Genomic DNA, 18,056 nt, shown 5'->3' with positions numbered 1-18,056 from the left:
CGGTCCGTGGTGCCTTCCCAATGGACGCGGTCGCTGCCTGGCCGCCTTGCGTATACGAGAGACAAATGACCGTGCCACTGTACGTGGCGATCGCCCTCGGCGTGGTGGCTGCCGTCGGACTGCCGATCGCCTGGGTGTTCGGGAAGAAGTCGGGGCGCGCCACAGAGGACGCTGCCCGCCGCGCCGCCGGGGAGGCGGCCGACCAAATCGCCAAGAAGATCGTTGCCGAGGCCGAGCGTGACGCCGATGCGTCGCGCAAGCAGGCCGTGCTTTCGGGCAAGGAAGAGGTGATGAAGGTCCGCGAGGCCTGGGAGCAGGAGGCCCGCAAGCGCCGCGAGGAAGTCGAGCGCGAGGAGAAGCGCGTCGTCGAGCGCGAGCAGCAGGTGGACCGCAAGTTCGAGATGGTGGACGGCAAGGAGAAGGACGTCGCCCGCCGTGCCTCGGAACTGGGCCGCCGCGAGAAGCAGCTCGAGGAGCGCCAGGGCGAACTCGACCAGCTTGTGCAGGATGAGCGCCGTCGATTGGAACAGCTCGCCGGCCTCAGCGCCACCGAGGCCAAGGCCGAACTCGTGCGCCGGATGGAAGAGGAGGCGCAGGCCGACGCCGGCAATCGCATCCGCGAGATCCGCGAGAGCGCCAAGCGCAACGCCGACCGCGAAGCCAAGAAGATTGTCGCGCTCGCGGTGCAGCGCATCGCCGCCGAGCACACGGCGGAGATCACAGCCTCGGCCGTCGCGCTGCCCAAGGACGACATGAAGGGCCGCATCATCGGCCGCGAGGGGCGCAACATCCGCGCCTTCGAGCTGGCCACGGGCGTGGACGTGATCATCGACGACACGCCGGACACGGTGGTGGTGAGCTGCTTCGACCCCGTGCGACGCGAAGTCGCGCGCCTGGCGCTCGAGAAGCTCGTCGCCGACGGTCGCATCCATCCGGGGCGCATCGAGGAAGTGGTCGAGAAGTCCAAGAAGGAAGTGGACGCCGGCATCGTCGAGACCGGCGAGCGCGCTGCCTACGAGGTGGGCGTGCACGGCCTGCACCCGGAGCTGATCAAGCTCATCGGCCGCATGAAGTGGCGCACGAGCTACGGCCAGAACATCCTGGCGCACAGCAAGGAAGTCGCGTACCTCGCGGGCATGATGGCGGCCGAGCTGGGGCTGGACGTGGCGATGGCCAAGCGCGGCGCGCTGCTGCACGACGTGGGCAAGGTGCTGACGCACGAGCACGAGGGCACGCACGTGCAGCTGGGCGTGGAGGTGGCGACCAAGTACGGGGAGAACCCGATGGTCATCAACTGCATCGCCGCGCACCACGACGACGTACCGCACGAGAGCGAGGTCTCGGTGTTGGTGCAGGCCGCCGATGCCATCAGCGGCTCGCGCCCCGGCGCCCGTCGCGAGGCCTTCGAGACCTATGTGAAGCGGCTTGAGGGCTTGGAGAAGATCGCCTCGAGCTATCGTGGCGTGGACCGCGTGTTCGCCATCCAGGCGGGCCGCGAGGTCCGCGTGATTGTTGACCCCGACAACATCGACGACAACCGGATGCAGTCGCTGACGGAGGAGATCGCGCGTCGGGTCGAATCCGAGCTGCAGTATCCGGGGCAGATCAAGGTCGTCGCCATCCGAGAGAAGAGGGCCACTGACATTGCCCGCTGAGAGAATCGACGGCGTCGCCATCGCCGCCAAGGTCCGCGCGAAGGTCGCCGAGGACGCCGCTGCATTGAAGGCCAAGGGCCTCGTACCCGGGCTCACCGTCGTGCTGGTGGGCGACGACCCGGCCTCCGCCTTCTATGTGGGCGCCAAGGAGAAGGCCTGCAAGGAAGCCGGCATGAACGGCGAGACCATCCGCATGCCGGCGTCGACGCCGGAAGCCGATCTGCTCGCCGTCATCGACCGCCTCAACGCGGACCCCGCGGTGCACGGCATCCTCGTGCAGATGCCGGTGCCGAAGCACATGGACCCGCAGAAGGTCATCCGCCGCATCGACCCGATGAAGGACGTGGACGGCTTCCATCCGGTGAACGCCGGCAAGGTGCTGATCGGCGACGCCGACGGTTTCGCGCCCTGCACGCCGGCCGGCGTGCAGGTGATGCTGCAGGAGTCCGGTGTGGAGACCAGCGGCAAGGACGCCGTGATCCTCGGGCGCTCGACAATTGTCGGAAAGCCGATGGCCGCGCTGCTCATCCAGGCGGGGAAGGACGCCAACTGCACGGTGACTATCTGCCATTCGCGCACCAAGGACCTCGCCGCGCACACGCGCCGCGCGGACATCCTGATTGCCGCCATTGGCAAGCCGGAGATGGTGACCGCCGACATGGTGAAGCCCGGCGCCGTGGTGATCGACGTCGGCATCAATCGTGTGGACGACCCCAGCGCCAAGAAGGGCTATCGGATCGTCGGCGACGTGAAGTACGACGAGGTCGCCAAGGTGGCGTCGAAGATCACGCCGGTTCCCGGTGGCGTGGGCCCGATGACCATCGCGATGCTGCTCGCCAACACCGTGCGCGCGGCGAAGCTTTCGCTCGAGGCCACAGCCACGGCGTGACGCACCCGGGCGCCACCGCCGCCGAGGCGCTGTCGGTCAAGGAGCTGACCAGCGCCGCGAAGGACGTGCTCGAGGGCGCGTTCCCCAAGCTGTGGATCCGCGGTGAGGTCTCGGGCTTCAAGGCGTATCCCAGCGGGCACTGGTACTTCAACCTGAAGGACGCCGAGGCGCAGGTCGCCGCCGTCGTCTGGAAGGGTGCGACCTTCAAGATTCCCGCGAAGCCCGACGAAGGCTCGATGGTCTTCGCCTACGGGCAACTCACCGTGTGGCCGGCCAACGGCAAGATGCAGTTCAGCATCTCGCAGCTGCAGGGCGACGGCGAGGGGCTGTGGCAGAAGCAATTCGACGAGCTCAAGGCCAAGCTGCTCGCCGAAGGGCTGCTCGATGCCTCGCGCAAGCGCGAGCTGCCGCGCGTTCCGCGTACGGTCGCGGTCATCACAAGCTCAGAGGGTGCCGCGCTGCGCGACATCCAGGCGGTGATCAGGCGTCGCAACCCGAACACGAACGTCGTGCTGATTCCGGCACTGGTCCAGGGCGAGTCCTCGCCGGACTCCATCTACCGCGCGCTTGACACGCTGGGTCGCTGGGTGCGCGGGGAAGGGCGATTCGCCGGCGAGCCACTGGACGCACCTGAGGTTCTGATCATCGGACGCGGTGGTGGCTCGCGCGAGGATCTGTGGTCGTTCAACAACGAGCGCGTGGCGCGTGCCATCGCCGCCTGTCCGATTCCGACCATCTCCGCCGTCGGCCACGAGACCGATGTGACAATCGCCGACCTGGTGGCCGATCTTCGCGCCGCCACGCCGAGTGTCGCCGCCGAGCACGCGGTGCCCGTCCGGTCTGAGCTTCGCGAACTCGTGCAGCAGCTGGCTGGCGTGATGGCCGATGGGCTGGAGGATCGCATTGCTTCCGGCTCGCGTGATCTGAAGCAGCGCGCCGACGCGCTCTCGCAGCGGGCGCGCTTGGTCACGGAGCGTCGGCGCAATCGCGCGGCGCGCGTGGCGGATCGCCTCGCCCAACTGGCACCCCGCGGCCTGGAGCGCCGCAAGACGCGACTGGCCGCGCTCGGCGCCGGCCTCGAGGCCCGATCGCCGCTGGCAGTGTTCCAGCGAGGCTTTGTCGTGGCGCGCAGCCCTGATGGGGCACCATTGACCGGTCGCGCGGCGTTCAAGGCTGGTACAGCTTTCAACTTGTTGCTGCGGGACGGGCTGGTGCAGGCCACCACGGACTCCGTCAGCGACAAGGCACCCCATCTGCCGCAAGGAACGTCCAAGGCATGACCTTCGAACAATCGCTCGCCCGCTTGGAGCAGATCGCCGCTGCCCTGGACCGCGACGACGTGCCGCTCGAGGAAGCGCTGAAGCTTTTCGAGGAGGGCATCGCACGCCTGCGCGAGGCCAGCGCCGCATTGCAGGACGCCGAGGGCAAGGTGCGCACCCTGCTCGAACAGGCGGAGGGCGTGTTCGAGGTGAAGGAATGAGCGGGACGGACGTCTCGTCGATCGACTTCGCCGCCGACCGTGCTGCCGCGGGGCGCGCCCTTGAGGCGCTCGTCGACCGCTACCTCGGCGACCGCGACGACCAGGTCACGCAGGCCATTCGCTACGCGTTGGCGGGGGAGGGCAAGCGCCTGCGCGCCATTCTCGTAATGGCGTCGCATCGTGCTGCGGGTGGCACGAGCGACGTCTCCGGCATCGCGGCCGCCGTCGAGGTCGTGCACGCGTACTCGCTGGTGCACGACGACCTGCCGTGCATGGACGACGACGATATGCGCCGCGGGCGACCCACGGTGCACAAGGTGTATGGCGTCCCGACAGCTACCGCGGCAGGAATGGCAATGGTGCCGCTCGCCGCGCGCGCGGCCTGCGATGCCGCGCTTGAGCTCGGGGTCGAGCCCGCGGTCGCCGGCGAGATCGTCCGCGTACTGATGCGGGCGTCGGGCGCTACCGGAATGATCGGCGGGCAGTTGCTCGATCTCGAGGGCGAAGGCACGGAGCTCGACCTCGCGCAGCTCGAGCGCATCCACCGCGCCAAGACCGGCGCGCTGATCGAGGCCTCGATGCGGCTCGGCGGCCTCGCCGCCGGCGCCGGAGCCGAGCAGCTCGACGCCCTCGCCCACTATGGCGCCTCGGTCGGCCTCGCGTTCCAGATTGCCGACGACGTGCTCGACATCACCGCCACCACCGACCAGCTGGGCAAGACGGCTGGGAAGGACTTGGCCTTTCGGAAGAGCACCTATCCGGCCCTGCTCGGCGTTGCCGGCGCCAAGGCACGCGCGGAGGCCTTGGTGCGGGAGGCCTGCGCGGGTCTCGCGGCGCAGGGATCCCTGACGGCCGAGCTGGAGTCGCTGGCGCAGTTCGTCGTCTCGCGCCGCTCGTGAAGCCAAGCCCGGATTCCTTCCCGTTCGCACTGGCGCCGGACGCCCGTCCCACGCAACCTACGATGTCCTTTCCCCGTTTCCATCTGTTATGAGCCTTCTCGACCGCGTGCAGGACCCCGCCGAACTTCGGCGGATGACGCCTGCCGAACTCGACGCCCTTGCGCAGGAGGTCCGCGAGTTCCTCATCGCGACCTGCTCCGTAACCGGTGGTCATATCGGGGCAGGGCTGGGGGTTGTGGAACTCACCATCGCCCTGCACGCGGCCTTCGACACGCCGCGTGATCGGCTGGTCTGGGACGTCGGGCACCAGGGCTATCCGCACAAGGTGCTCACCGGCCGCAAGGACCGGATGCACACCCTGCGGCAGGAGGGCGGGCTCTCCGGCTTCCTCAAGCGCACGGAGAGCGAGTACGACACCTTTGGCGCCGGCCACGCGGCCACGTCCATCTCCGCGGCCCTCGGGATGGCGGCCGCCCGCGACCTCAAGGGTGAGGACCACAAGGTCGTCGCCATCATCGGCGACGGCTCGTTGGGCTCCGGCCTGGCCTATGAGGCACTGAACAACGCCGGCCACAGCGACCGCGATGTCATCGTGGTGCTGAATGACAACGAGATGAGCATCGCGCCCAACGTCGGCGCGATGCACAAGTATCTCACGCAGGTGCAGCGCAATCCGATCTACAATCGCTTGCGCAGCGCCATCGGTGACTGGGCCGACCACGCCAAGGGCGTGTTCAAGGACGCCGGTGCGTTGGTGCGGCGCTGGGAAGAGTCGGTGAAGGCGTTCCTCACGCCCGGCGTGCTCTTCGAGGAGCTTGGCTTCCGCTACTTCGGCCCGATCAACGGGCACGATATCCCGCAGATGCTCGAGACCTTCAAGGCGGTGCGCGCGTTCAAGGGGCCGCGCCTCGTCCACGTCATCACGACCAAGGGCAAGGGCTTCCCGGCCGGCGAGCACGGCGAGAAATGGCACGCGCTCCCTCCGGGCCACGACCCGAAGACGGGCAAGCAGCTCAAGGCATCGACGGCCAACCCGAACTACACGGCCGTTTTCGGCAAGGCGCTCGCCGAGCTGATGCAAGACTTCCCGAACGCCATCGCCATCACCGCGGCGATGCCGTCAGGCACAGGCGTCGGCGCGGTGGCCAAGGCGCATCCCGCACGCTTCTTCGACGTGGGGATCGCCGAGGGCCACGCGATCACCTTCGCGGCGGGCATGGCGGCCGAGGGCGTGAAGCCGGTGGCGGCGATCTACTCGACGTTCCTGCAACGCGCTTACGACAACATCATCCACGACGTCGCCATCCAGAACCTGCCGGTGGTGTTCTGCCTGGACCGTGCGGGGCTGGTCGGCGAGGACGGCGAGACGCACGCCGGACTCTATGACATTGCCTATATGCTGGCCGTGCCGAACATGACGGTGACGGCGCCCAAGGACGGCGCCGAACTCGTGGGCCTGCTGCGCAACGGCCTCGCGATGGAGAGCGGTCCGTTCTGCGTGCGTTATCCGCGCGACGTGGCGCCGGATCTGGTACCGGCCGCCAAGGACGTGCCCGCGATCCCCGAGGCGAGCTGGGAAGTGCTGCGCAAGGGTGAGGAGATTGCCATCCTCGCCGTAGGCACGATGGTGGGGCAGTCGATCAAGGCGGCGGAGGTGCTGCAGGCCGAGGGACTGTCGGTGACGGTGGTGAACTGCCGCTACCTCAAGCCGCACGACGCCGGCACCCTCGCCACGCTGCTCGCCACGCACCAGCAACTGCTGGTGGTCGAGGAGGGCACGGTGGTCAACGGCTTCGGTGCGTACATGGCGGCAGTGGTCGGCGCGATGGACAGCCCGGTGCGCGTGCACGCGCACGGCGTGCCGGACCGCATCGTGTATGCGGCCTCGCGCGCCAAGCAGCTGGCGCAGGTGGGACTCGACGCGGCCGGCATTGCCGACCGCGTCCGGGCCCTGCGGGAGACCGAGGCGCTGGCCGGGTGACGATGCGTCTCGGGGTTGTCGGGCACGTGGACTACGACGGACTCGACTTCATCCTCGAGTTCCTCGCCAAGGCGTCCGACAAGCACGGCTTTTCGCTGGCCTTCGAGCCGGACTTCGCCGCGTACGCGCGTGGCGCGCCAACGCTTGGGCACCCCAGCCAGATCGACGCGCTCATCACGCTCGGCGGCGATGGCACCCTTATCCGCGGCGCACGCTTCCTCGGCGATGCCAACGTACCGATCTTCGGCGTCAACCTTGGCAAGCTGGGCTTCCTCACCACCTGTCAGGCCGACGAGTTTCCCGAGGCCTTCGCACGCTTTCTCGCGGGCGAACACCGTGTGCAGCCGCGCATGACGATCGAGGCGCGGACCATTGGTCCCGACGGCGAGCTCGGCGTGCAGGTGCGCGCGCTCAACGACGTCGTGGTGCACAAGGGCGGCTACGCCCGCGTCCTGCGGATGCGGATCCTCGCGGGTGAGGAGCCCATTGCGCGGCTGGCGTCCGACGGCGTCGTGATCGCGACGCCGACCGGCTCCACGGCGTACTCGCTCTCCGCCGGTGGCCCGATCGTCGTGCCGACGGTGGATTCGATCCTCGTCACGCCCGTCGCGGCGCACACGCTGGCCATCCGGCCGACCATCCTGCCGCCGGACACGGTGGTGCGCATCGAGATCGACGATGCCGCCGAGGAGGTGTTGCTGACGGCGGATGGGCAGGTCGGCATCGCGATCGCGCCGGGCCACTCGCTGACCGTGACGCGCAGCCGGCATCCCATCGGGTTGGTGCGCTTCCCAGACGTCACGTTCTTCACGCGGCTGCGCAACAAGTTTGGGTGGGGTGGCCCGCCCGCGCGCGACGGCTGATGCGTCGGCATTCCCGCGCTTGCGTCGGCCCTGCCGCGCTTGCGCCGTCCCCGACGCCGCGTACAGCGTGAACCCGTGCTGACTTCGCTGCGCATCAAGCAACTGGCCATCATCGATGACGTGACGCTGCCGCTCGCGCCGGGCTTCAACGTGCTCAGCGGCGAGACCGGGGCGGGCAAGAGCATCATCGTCGGTGCGCTCGGGTTGCTCATTGGCGAGCGCGCGTCCAGCGACCTCGTGCGCACGGGCGCCGACAAGGCCAGCGTCGAGGGCGTGTTCGACCTCAACGGGCGCTCTGATGTGCTCTCGATGCTTGATGCCCGCGGCATCGAGTGCGACGAAGGGCTGCTGGTGCTGAAGCGCGAAGTTGCAGCCGGTGGTCGTGCGCGCGCCTGGGTGAATGGGTCACCGGTCACGGCAGGTGTGTTGGCCGAGGTCGGCCGCGCCCTGGTCAACGTGCACGGCCAGCACGAGGCGCAGGCCTTGCTGGAGCCAGAGGCGCAGCGCCGGATCCTCGATGCGTTCGGCGAGGCGGAGCGCGAGGTGGCGGCGGTGTCTGCCGCCTGGGACGCCGCCAGCGCCGCCCGTGAGGCCGTCGCCAGCCTGCAGGCGCGCCGCGACGAGGCCAGCAAGCGCGCGGATTACCTCGCCCACGTAGCCAAGGAGATCGCCGAGGCCAAGTTGCGAGAAGGTGAGGAATCGCGGCTCGACGACGAGGCGCGCCGCCTGTCGCACGCCGAGGAACTGCAGCAGTTGATTGGCGATCTCACCTCCACGCTGGATCAGGGCGACGGCTCGCCGATGCAGGCGCTCGGCCACCTGCAGAAGCCGCTCGCCGCGCTGCAGAAGATCGATCCCAGCACGGCGCGCCTGCAGGAGCTCTACGACAACGCCTGGTATGCGCTCGAGGAGCTGGCGCGCGAAGCCGTGTCCTACGCCGAGGGCGTGGAGCACGATCCGGCGCGCCTGGACGAGGTCGAACGGCGCCGCGACCTGCTGTTCCGCCTGCAGAAGAAGTACGGTGGCTCGCTCGAGGCGGTGCTGCGGACCGGGCGCGAGGCGCAGGCCGAGCTCGACCTGCTCGACACCGCGTCGCTGGACCTGCGTGGGTTGGAGGCGCGAGTGCGCGAGACCGGCGAGGCGCTCACGCAGGCGGCCGCCGCGCTCAGCAAGCGCCGCGTCGCTGCGGCCCGCGCACTGGCCAAGGCCGTCGAAGCGCGGCTGCCGGACCTCGGGATGCCGGATGGCCGCTTCCTCGTCGAGCTTCGCGAACGCGCCGAGGTCGGCGCGGTGGGTGCGGAGGATGTGGAGTTCCGCGTCGCGCTCAATGTCGGGCACGAGGCGCGTGCATTGGCGCGGGTGGCCTCGGGCGGCGAGCTCGCGCGCGTGATGCTCGCGCTGAAGACCATTCTCGCGCAGCTGGACCAGGTGCCCACGCTGATCTTCGACGAGGTCGACGCGGGCATCGGTGGTCGCACCGGCCTGATGGTCGGCGATGCGATGCGCGACGTCGCCGCGCACCATCAGGTCTTCGCCATCACCCACCTGCCGCAGATCGCGGCGCGCGCGCACCATCACATCGTCGTGCAGAAGGCGGCAAAGGGTGGGGTCACCACGTCAGATGTCGGCGTAGTGGATGCCGAGGATCGCGTGGACGAGATTGCGCGGATGCTGGGTGGCGACGCCGAGAGCGCGACGAGTCGCGAACACGCGCGGGAGCTGTTGGACGTGGCGGCGCGGGGCGCGCGCGGTCAGCGCCCGAAGAGACGCGTGTAAAAACGCAGCTGCACGCGGTCCTCCCAGCGTCGCGGGACGATGCCGCTGCTGCTGGACAGGCTCTGCTCGTGCGTGTAGCCGATCTCCATTGGAAGCCTCGCCTTGCCCTGCGAGAATGCCTGCAAGGTCGAGTAGCTCAGGTGCCAGGCAAAGCGCTGTTCGCTGAATCCACTTTGTGCGTCGAGCGCCGCCGGCGTGAGCAGTCGCGCCGTGCCGGTGCTGTCCGTGACGTTGGTCGTCGACAGTTCGTGCCGATCCTCGGCGCGCTGCCGCCAGCGCCAATCGACACCCAGCTGTAGGTAGTCGTTCAACACCCAGCGCGGCGTGAGACGTAGGTCGAGCACGTTGCCTGGCGTGACGCGCACACTGGTCTGCCGCCAACTCTCGAGCCATTCCACGCCCGGAAAGTCCGGCACGCGCATCACTTGGTCGAAGGCCTCGGCGCGCGCCCAGCCCAGTGTCACCGTGCCCCAGAAGCGCTCGTTAAACACGAGATCCGTGTACGAGCGCAGCCCGATCGCGTTCGATCCGCTGCCGGTGCCAAGGTCGATGAAATCGTCGGGCAATCCGGTGAACGTCCCCCCAATGCGATAGGTGAGCCCCACCGTCTGCCGCAGGCCGAAGCGATTCGCGGCGCGACGCGTCGAATCGCCGGCAAAGCTGTCAAAGAGCCGGACGCGGAGACCAACATCCACATCGCCAAGATCCTGACGTGTCTGCCGCGACAGATCCTTCGCACCGAACCCCGTTCGCGGATCGGCCACCAGCGCCGCCAGCTGTTCCGCGCTCAGCGGCGCCTGCGCGCCGAGCGGCAACAGGGCGCCACCACCGAGATCCACCACGCCGTAGCGCTCGAAGGCGATGCGCATCGAGTCGGCGCGGAAGCGCAGCGCCTGCTCACCGGGGGACCCAGCCATCGGCACGAAGGGCAGGCCCGCGGAAAGCCCGTTCGCGCCATAGGTGCTGGCCAGTCCATTTCCGAATGCCGTGGCGCTGGTGGAGAGCAGGTCCACCAGCGCGGTCTCGGCGAGGATGTCGGCGCACTCGGGGTGCGCCGCGGCGTTGCCTTGGCAGTCGGCGCGCCGTGCCAGGAGCGCCGTGCTCGCGGAGAGATAGCGGTCCACCACCGCGCGGTTCGACGCCGCCACGCCGCTGCCGATGCCCATCGGATTCACACCGGCCGTGGCGATTCCGCTATCGCCGCGCAGCCGCAGCTGCGCCTCCGCGCGCGCGCGCACGAACGGGGCATTCACGCTCAACGTGAGCCAATCGGTGACGCCGACCTCCAGCCCCAACTGCGACACCGCAAGGCGCTGCCGCAGGTCCACGTCGATCTCACCCAACGAGGCACTGAGCCCGTTCACGCCGAGCCCCGTCGCCGCGTTGTCCAGCGCCTCAAGCCAACTGCTGTACGGCGCCGCCAGCCCACCGATGCTCAGGCCCGCGCCGAGGTCCTCGGCCTGGCCGTCGTTCCAGCGACCGCGGTGGATCACGTTCTCGACGCGGATTGTCGTTCGCAGCACCCCGCGCGGGATCGTCACGGCCTCGGGGCCGGGTCCGAGCACGCGTTGCGCCGCGGCCTCCACGGGGAGGAGCGCGGCGCAGGCGACGGCGAGGAGGGGAAGCGAGAGAGGGCGAATCACAGAGCGGTCGGCTAGTTTACCCGCGAACCTTGAACAAAGTAATGTGACGTCGACCGCGCCTCAGCCCGAGCCCACTGCCGCCCCGCTGCCCGCGGTCTCGTGGCAGATCACCGGCAACCACTGGTTCGCCCTGCCGTGTATCCACCCTCACGACGGGGCGGTGCACGCCGTGGGCCTGTTGCACCGCGGCGCGCGCTCGGCGGTAGAGTTCGCTGGCGGCGAGGGATTCGTGGACGGCCAGGCGCCGGCGCTGGCCAAGCCCGTGATCCGCGTGAATGGCGAAGTTGTGGAGCTTGCCCGCGCCGGCATCGCCTGGGAGCGTGCCCTGTCGTGGTTGCCGACCTTCACGTCCACCGTGGGCGAACTGGTCGTGCGCGGCACGATCTTCGCGCCGTTTGGGCAAGACGCGGACATCGCCGGCGCGGTGTACACGCTGGCCTTTGAGAACCGCTCGAAGCGGCCGATGGAGATCAGCGTCGGGCTTGAGGGCACGCTGGGGCATCGCCAACTGCGCGTGCGCACGCCGCGTGCCGCCGAGGACGCGCATCGCATCCGCGAAGCGGGGCAGGGCGTCGTGATCCTCGATGGCGTGGCGGTGCCTGGCATTTGCGCGCTGGCGTTGGCCGCCGATGGTGAGGCAAGCGTGCAGGTCGCTCAGGGCAGCGCGCCGACCTACGCCATCACGCGCGACATCAGCATCCCGGCTGGTGGGCGCACGGACTCCGCGTTCTACATCGCGGCGGGCCCCGAGCGCGACGGCGCCGTCGCCACCGTGGGCGTGATGCGCCGCCGCGGCTGGCGCTCGCTGCTCACCGTGACCCGCGACTCGCTGCGCGCGGTGGAGCAGTCCACCGGACTCGACTCGCTGGATGCGCTGATCAACCGCAACCTGCTCTTCGCGTACTTCTACGGCGTGGGCCGCGCGCTGGATGACGCGCACTTCTATCTCGTGCGCAGCCGTGCGCCTTGGTGCGCCTGGGGCGTGACCGTCCGCGATTGGGAAGCGCTGGCCTGGACGGTGCCCGCCGTGCAGTTGGCCGATCCCCCGTTGGCGCGCGAGCTCATCCTGCGGGCCTGCGAGCTGCACGGCTACTCGCCCGGTCGGGGGGTGCACTATCTCGATGGCACCCTCTTCGAGCCCGGCTTCACGCTCGAAGGCTGCGCCTCGTACGCCGTGGCCACGGAGCGCTACATCCGCGAGACCGGCGACGACCAGATCGTCGAGGAGCTGATCCTCGCGGACACGCTCTACGCGACCAGCGACGAACTCGCCGCGCGGCGTGACGAACAGCACCCGCTCTTCGATTCCGAGGTGACGCTGGACGGTCGCCCCGTGGCGCATCCGTTCCCGTTGCACGGCAACGCCGTCGTGGCCTACGCGCTCGACGCGCTCAGCCGTACGCTCGACGAAGAGGCGGCGCGCGAGATCCAGGATCACAGCGCCGTGCGCGCGGCGCTGCGCCGGCATTTCGCCACGGGTGGCGAGTCCAAGTCCACGCTGGCCGCGGCGACGGACCTCTCGGGGCACCACGATCTCGCCGACGATTCGGTAGGATCGGCGCTGTGGTTGCCGATGTGGGAGGCCATCGACCGCACCGATTCGCTGTATCGGCGCACGGCCAAGCGCATTACCGGTCGCGAACATCTCGTGGTGCAGGTGGCACGCCTGTTCGGGCCGGATGCCAGCGAGGTGCTGGAGTGGCTGCGGCGCGCACCGCTGCACGATGGGTTCGCCGCCGAGTTGGTGGACGAGGATGGCCGGGCGCGCTCGCATGGCGGTGACGCGGCGCTGAGCGGCCTGCTCGCCTACACGGCCTGGTACACCGTGCACGCCTTCGGTATCAGGCCGTAAGCGCCCCGAGCGTCTCGTCGAGTGCGGCGAGGCAGCCGCGCAGGCCGGCGACTGTGTGGTCGCCCATGTGTCCGATGCGGATCGTCGAGTCCTTTCGCTGGCCGTATCCGCGGGCGATGGTGTAGCCGCGCTCCGACATCCCGGACACGACGGCCTTCGCGCTCAGTTCGCCGGGCAGCGCGAGGCAGGACACGGACGGAGAGCGCTCGCCGGGTCGCGCGAGGAAGGTGAGTGCGCGCCCGCGGTCGCGCTGCGCGTCCACGAAGGTCTCCACCTCGGCGAGCATCATCCCGTGGCGGGCCCATCGGGTCTCGATGCCTTCCTTGGCGATGTCCGCGAGCTGCGCTTGTGCCGCGTACAGCAATGGCAGGGCAGGCGTGGTCGGCGTGCCGTCGTCCAAGCCCGCCTCCTCGTACTCGACCGGGTCGAAGTATCGCCCGCGATCCGGCACCGACGCCGCCTGCAGGATGTAGGCCTCGCTGGCCACGGCGAACGCGAGCCCGGGCGGCAACGCCAGCGATTTCTGCGAGGCCGTGAGCACGAAGTCGAGGCCCCAGGCCTCTGTCTCGACAGGCAACGCGGCAACTCCTGTCACGGAGTCCACGAGACACATCACGCCGTAGCGATGGGCCAGCTCGGTCAGCGCGCGGACGTCCGCAAGAGCGCCGGTGCTAGTCTCCGACTGCACCACGGTCATCGCGACGAAGCTCTCGGCGGCCAGATGTTGCTCCACCATCTCCAGTGGATGCGTGTCGCCCCAGGGCACCGTGAGCACACGCGTGCGCCGACCGCAGACCTGCGCGATCCGCGCGAAGCGTTCGGCGAAGCTGCCGTTCACCAGCGAGAGGATGGGGCCCTCTGGGCAGCCGCGGATCGCCATCTCCATCAGGCCCGTCGCGGAACTCGACGCCACGTAGACGGGCCGATGCGTGCGAAACACCATCTGCAGCCCCTGCACGATCTGCCGGTGCATCGCGGCGAACTGCTCGGTGCGATGCCCGATCATCGGCTGCAACATCGCCTTGAGGATCTTGGGCCGCACCTCGGTGGGGCCCGGCAGGAAGAAGCGGCCGAAGTCGCTCACGCGGCGCCCCGCAGCATCGCCCAGCCCAGTGCGGCGGCGGCGACGGAGAGCAGTACACTGGCCAGCGCGTACCCCGCAGCGCGCATTGGCTGGCCTGCCTGCAGCATCGTGAGGCCTTCCACCGCGAAGGTCGAGAAGGTGGTGTAGCCGCCAAGCACCCCGATCATCACGAAGGCACGCAGTTGCGGGCTCGCGGCTGCCGGCTGTCCGAACAGCCATCCCGCCACCGCGCCGAGTGCCAAGGCGCCCGTGACGTTCACGCCGAGCGTCGCCCACGGGTAGCCCGCAAGCGATGGCGCGCGACGCACGAGCTCGGCCACGCCGTAGCGCAGCACGGAGCCCACGGCGCCGCCTGCAGCCACCCAGATCCAGGTGCCGGAAGGGAAGGTCGGGTTCACAGGCCCAAATATGGGAACTGGCGCAGGTCGCGCCATCGTGGCGAGCTTCCGACATGGCTACTCGTCTGAAGGCAGCGAGCGTCTCGCCGGGACCCAGCTACGGTGGAAGCTTCACCGCCACACTGTTTCGCTACGAGGGGCCCGGCGGTTGGCACTTCGCGCCGGTGCCCGAGCGGCTCGCGCCGCCGGTCACGCACGGATGGGGTCGCACACCGGTGACCGCCACCGTGGACGGCCAGACCTGGGAGACCAGCGTGTGGCGCGGCAAGGACGGGCGCACGCTACTCGCCGTGCCCAAACACGTGCGCAAGCAGAAAGGCGATGGCGACCGTGTGCGGGTCACCATCGCCTTCAAGTCCCTCTGACTGGCTGGCTACCGCCTACGCACCGAGGGATCCGGCGGCGGTTCGACCGTCACCACATATCGCCCGAGCTCGCCTTCGTCGAACGTCGTCGCGGCGATGTAGTACGTGCCCGGCGACAGCTTCACGCGGATCCAGGCGTCGGTGCCACCCAGTGAGTCGTCGTCATCCGTGATGAACTGATCGTCCTCGTCGTAGAGTTCGAGGTAGGCGTCCACGTCGCTCGACTCCATCAAGATGTCGATGGTCTGCGTGGCGAAGATTCGCAGCTCGTACCAGTCCACGTAGGCGCCGTAGGACGGGTCGACGCAGTCCAGCTCGCTGAGCTTCGACGGAATGCTCTCGTTGACGTTGATCAGCCGCGTGACACAGCCCGGATCCTCCTCCAGCCCGACCGTTTCGGTACAGGCGGCGAGGGGCAGGGCGAAGGCGGCGAGTGCAAGGCGAAGCTGGCGGGAGGCGGACATATCCACTCTCGGGTCAGGGGGTCTCTGCGCCCGATACCCGTGCTCTGGGCCGAGGTTCGCCGGGTTCCGTCAGTTCCCGCCGGCTGACGCGTTCCGCCACGCGGAGGCGGGCAGGCCGAGCGCGCTGGCGAACTCTGCGAAGCGTGGGTCCGCGCGGACGCCGTCGTACCACCACACGCGTAGTGGGAGCAGCAGCGCGAAGGGGTCCCGTGCGGCAGCCGCTCGCTGTAGGCCCGGGAACACCGCGTCGCCATTGCCGCCAGTCAACTGACCGACGGACAATGCGAAATCGATGGCGGGCGAGTCCCCGCTGGCCCGCAGCGCCGACTCGCGCTGCACCGCCTCGTTCGTTTCGCCGGCGAGTCGCAGGCCTCGGATCAACGCGCCCTCAAAGAACGGAATTGGCGCGCTGGCTGCGGCTCGCCTCAGATGCGTCACCGCGCCTGCGGCATCGCCACGCCGCTCGGCGAGCATCGCCGTGGAGAACGGCGTGAACGGCTCGGTGGCCTCGCGGCCGCTCGTGCGCGCGAGTACGCGGCTTGCACTGTCGAGCGCGTCGGTGAGCACCAGGCTCCACGCAAACTCGGCGAGGATCACGTCCACGGTAGGTTCGAGCAGTGTGGCCCGCTCGAAGGCCGCGCGGGAACCGGCGAAGTCACCGAGGATGAACTGCAGCTCGCCAAGCTGCTGATGCGACTCGGCGCTGGCCGAGTCGAGTTGCACTGCGGTGCGCAGGGCCGCGGCACTCTCCTGCCAACGTCCGAGCCCGCGTTCGACGAGACCGATCGCGACGTGCGCCGAAGCCACGGACGCGTCGAGCGCGAGCGCGCGGCGCGCCGTGGCCCGCACCGTATCGGCGATGTCGGTGACGGCCGTCGGTCCGTATAGCGGAAGCAGCGCCGCCGCCTCGGCGATGCCGGCGTGTGCGCGCGCGAAGCGCGGATCGAGCCGCGCCGCCTCGGAGAACTCGCGAATGGCTTCGCGCAGGCTGGCTTCGCCGCGCGTCTGCAGCGCGAAGCGCCCGCGCAAGAAGCGGTCGTAGGCCGCGGCGTCGGCCGCGTAGGCCTCACCGGCGCGCGGTCCGGTGCGCATCCCGAGTTCGGTGAGCAATGCGTTCGCGACTGCATCGCCGATCTCGCGTTGCGTGGCGAAGAGGTCGGAGAGTCCGCGCTCATAGCGCGCGGTCCAGACGGAGCTGCCGTCCTCGGTGCTGACGAGCCGCGCCGTGATGCGCAGGCGGTCGCCGGCGCGTTGCACGCTGCCTTCGACCAAGGCGGCCACGTCGGCCCGCGATCGGTAATCAGAGGGCGCCAAGCCGCCGGCGGCCATCGCCTGCACCGTGGAGCGCGAGAGCACGCGAAGGCCGGAGAGCTGGCTCAGGCCAGTGGTGACTTCATCGGTCATTCCGGCGGAGAGGTAGGCGTCCTCCGGAACGCCGATCAGCTCAAAAGGCAGCACGGCCACCACAGGCGCCGCGTTGCCAACCGTCGGGCGATTCAGGGCCCAGACGGCAAGCGCCGCCGAGACGACGAGCACCACGAGCGCCGGCACGGCCCAGCGCGGCTGGCGGCCCTGGATTTGGACCGACGATGGCGGGCGCTCGCCCGTGCGCAGCCGGGCGCGATCCATCATCCGCGCGAACTCTTCGGCGTCCGGGCGCGCCGTGGCCTCCTTGGCCAGGCCCTGCTCGACGGCCTGCACGAGCTCGTGCGGCGCATCCGGGACCAACGGTGCGAGCGCCGGCGGCGGCTGCACCACGTGCGCCGACATCTGCTGCGCCGGGCTGCCCTTGAACGGCGGCGCACCGGCCAGCATCTCGAAGGCCACCGCGGCCAGCGAGTACACGTCGGCGCGGCCATCGAGCGTCGGGTCGGCCGTCACCTGCTCTGGCGGCATATACGTGACCGTGCCCAGCGACATCCCGGCGGAGGTGAGGCCCGTGGCCCCATCGCTGCGCCGCACCTTTGCGATGCCGAAGTCGGCGAGCATGGGCTCGCCCTCGGAGAGCAGGATGTTGGCCGGCTTCACATCGCGGTGCACGATGCCTTGGCGATGCGCGTAGGCCAGCGCACGCGCGATCGGGGCCATCAGCCGCGCGACTTCGTCCGGTGCCAGCTTGCCCTCGCGCCGCAGCGTGGCATCCAGCGACTCGCCCGCGATGTACGGCATCACGTAGTAGCGGAGGTCGCCGGCCGCGCCCGCGGCATACACCGGCACGACCTGCGGATGCTGCAGCAGCGCCGAGGTCTGGATCTCCTGCTGGAAGCGCTCGGCGTCGATGTCGCGTCCGAGTTCGGGGGCCAGCACCTTGATCACGACCTGCCGGTTGAGCGAGCGCTCGATGGCGAGGAACACGCGCGACATCCCGCCGCCGCCCAGCTCGCGCTGGATGTCGTAGCGGTCGCCAAGGTGTGAGGCGAGTTGCTCCCGGACGTCGCTCACCGGCAGGGGGTCGAGGGGTGGGACACGGCCATATCCACTATGACCGACTTTCGGGGGCGAGAGTTTCGTGGTCCGGGACGAATCGTGCCGTGGGCGACGTGGTCCGCGTGTCGGCCGCGCCCGCGCGCTGGATGAGCTGCGATGCCGGGGGTGGGAATCGAACCCACACGGGGTTGCCCCCAAGGGATTTTAAGTCCCTCGCGTCTCGCCACTTTCGCCACCCCGGCCCAACACTACGACGACTCACCCACCAAGAAACGCAAAC

Annotated in this window: 15 protein-coding genes and 1 tRNA gene; 10 read left to right on the top strand and 6 right to left on the bottom strand. The window is 69.4% G+C overall.

Going from position 1 to position 18,056, the window contains the following annotated elements:
- Positions 1 to 65 precede the first annotated feature (65 nt).
- The 8 genes from rny (at position 66) to recN (ending at position 9,543) form a co-directional block, all read left to right on the top strand.
- The gene (gene rny, locus KF709_00890) at positions 66 to 1,655 is read left to right on the top strand and encodes a ribonuclease Y (protein ID MBX3172944.1); all 1,590 of its coding nucleotides are present in this window, start codon (positions 66 to 68) and stop codon (positions 1,653 to 1,655) included.
- A complete protein-coding gene (folD, locus tag KF709_00885; protein ID MBX3172943.1) occupies positions 1,645 to 2,544 on the top strand; it encodes a bifunctional methylenetetrahydrofolate dehydrogenase/methenyltetrahydrofolate cyclohydrolase FolD in 900 nt (299 codons plus the stop codon). Before rny ends, folD begins: the two co-directional genes overlap by 11 nt.
- Positions 2,541 to 3,824: an exodeoxyribonuclease VII large subunit gene (gene xseA, locus KF709_00880; GenBank protein ID MBX3172942.1), complete on the top strand. Its 1,284-nt coding sequence runs from the start codon at positions 2,541 to 2,543 to the stop codon at positions 3,822 to 3,824. The genes folD and xseA overlap by 4 nt, the downstream gene beginning before the upstream one ends.
- Complete coding sequence (gene xseB / locus KF709_00875; protein ID MBX3172941.1) at positions 3,821 to 4,024, top strand: exodeoxyribonuclease VII small subunit; 204 nt, start codon at positions 3,821 to 3,823, stop codon at positions 4,022 to 4,024. Before xseA ends, xseB begins: the two co-directional genes overlap by 4 nt.
- A complete protein-coding gene (locus KF709_00870; GenBank protein ID MBX3172940.1) occupies positions 4,021 to 4,923 on the top strand; it encodes a polyprenyl synthetase family protein in 903 nt (300 codons plus the stop codon). The genes xseB and KF709_00870 overlap by 4 nt, the downstream gene beginning before the upstream one ends.
- A gap of 88 nt (positions 4,924 to 5,011) precedes the next feature.
- Positions 5,012 to 6,904, top strand: a complete 1,893-nt coding sequence (gene dxs / locus KF709_00865; protein MBX3172939.1) for a 1-deoxy-D-xylulose-5-phosphate synthase — start codon at positions 5,012 to 5,014, stop codon at positions 6,902 to 6,904.
- Positions 6,901 to 7,767, top strand: a complete 867-nt coding sequence (locus KF709_00860) for an NAD(+)/NADH kinase (GenBank protein ID MBX3172938.1) — start codon at positions 6,901 to 6,903, stop codon at positions 7,765 to 7,767. The genes dxs and KF709_00860 overlap by 4 nt, the downstream gene beginning before the upstream one ends.
- Positions 7,768 to 7,842: 75 nt before the next feature.
- Positions 7,843 to 9,543, top strand: coding sequence for a DNA repair protein RecN (gene recN / locus KF709_00855; GenBank protein ID MBX3172937.1), 1,701 nt, complete (start codon positions 7,843 to 7,845; stop codon positions 9,541 to 9,543).
- On the opposite strand, the gene KF709_00850 is transcribed toward recN, so the two are convergent.
- Complete coding sequence (locus tag KF709_00850) at positions 9,519 to 11,186, bottom strand: hypothetical protein (protein ID MBX3172936.1); 1,668 nt, start codon at positions 11,184 to 11,186, stop codon at positions 9,519 to 9,521. The genes recN and KF709_00850 overlap by 25 nt on opposite strands.
- A gap of 43 nt (positions 11,187 to 11,229) precedes the next feature.
- On the opposite strand from KF709_00850, the gene KF709_00845 reads away from it, so the two are divergent.
- Positions 11,230 to 13,038 (top strand): hypothetical protein, encoded by a 1,809-nt coding sequence (locus KF709_00845; GenBank protein MBX3172935.1) that lies wholly within the window; start codon positions 11,230 to 11,232, stop codon positions 13,036 to 13,038.
- On the opposite strand, the gene KF709_00840 is transcribed toward KF709_00845, so the two are convergent.
- Together KF709_00840 and crcB are read right to left on the bottom strand one after the other, a co-directional pair.
- Positions 13,028 to 14,122, bottom strand: coding sequence for an alanine--glyoxylate aminotransferase family protein (locus KF709_00840; protein ID MBX3172934.1), 1,095 nt, complete (start codon positions 14,120 to 14,122; stop codon positions 13,028 to 13,030). The genes KF709_00845 and KF709_00840 overlap by 11 nt on opposite strands.
- Positions 14,119 to 14,520: a fluoride efflux transporter CrcB gene (crcB, locus tag KF709_00835; protein ID MBX3172933.1), complete on the bottom strand. Its 402-nt coding sequence runs from the start codon at positions 14,518 to 14,520 to the stop codon at positions 14,119 to 14,121. Before crcB ends, KF709_00840 begins: the two co-directional genes overlap by 4 nt.
- A 53-nt stretch (positions 14,521 to 14,573) precedes the next feature.
- On the opposite strand from crcB, the gene KF709_00830 reads away from it, so the two are divergent.
- Positions 14,574 to 14,885 (top strand): DUF1905 domain-containing protein, encoded by a 312-nt coding sequence (locus tag KF709_00830; GenBank protein ID MBX3172932.1) that lies wholly within the window; start codon positions 14,574 to 14,576, stop codon positions 14,883 to 14,885.
- Positions 14,886 to 14,893: 8 nt separating this feature from the next.
- Here the strand turns inward: KF709_00830 and KF709_00825 are convergent, their stop codons facing one another.
- From KF709_00825 to KF709_00815, 3 genes are all read right to left on the bottom strand, one after another.
- Entirely contained in the window at positions 14,894 to 15,349 is a 456-nt protein-coding gene (locus KF709_00825) for a hypothetical protein (GenBank protein ID MBX3172931.1), read from the bottom strand.
- A 69-nt stretch (positions 15,350 to 15,418) separates the two neighbouring features.
- On the bottom strand, positions 15,419 to 17,791 hold the full coding sequence (locus KF709_00820; protein ID MBX3172930.1) for a protein kinase: 2,373 nt from the start codon (positions 17,789 to 17,791) through the stop codon (positions 15,419 to 15,421).
- 142 nt (positions 17,792 to 17,933) lie between these two features.
- A tRNA-Leu gene (locus KF709_00815) sits at positions 17,934 to 18,018 on the bottom strand.
- Positions 18,019 to 18,056 lie beyond the last annotated feature (38 nt).

This window comes from Gemmatimonadaceae bacterium (assembly GCA_019637445.1).
GTDB lineage: Bacteria > Gemmatimonadota > Gemmatimonadetes > Gemmatimonadales > Gemmatimonadaceae > Pseudogemmatithrix.
This window is presented reverse-complemented; position numbering and strand designations above follow the sequence as displayed.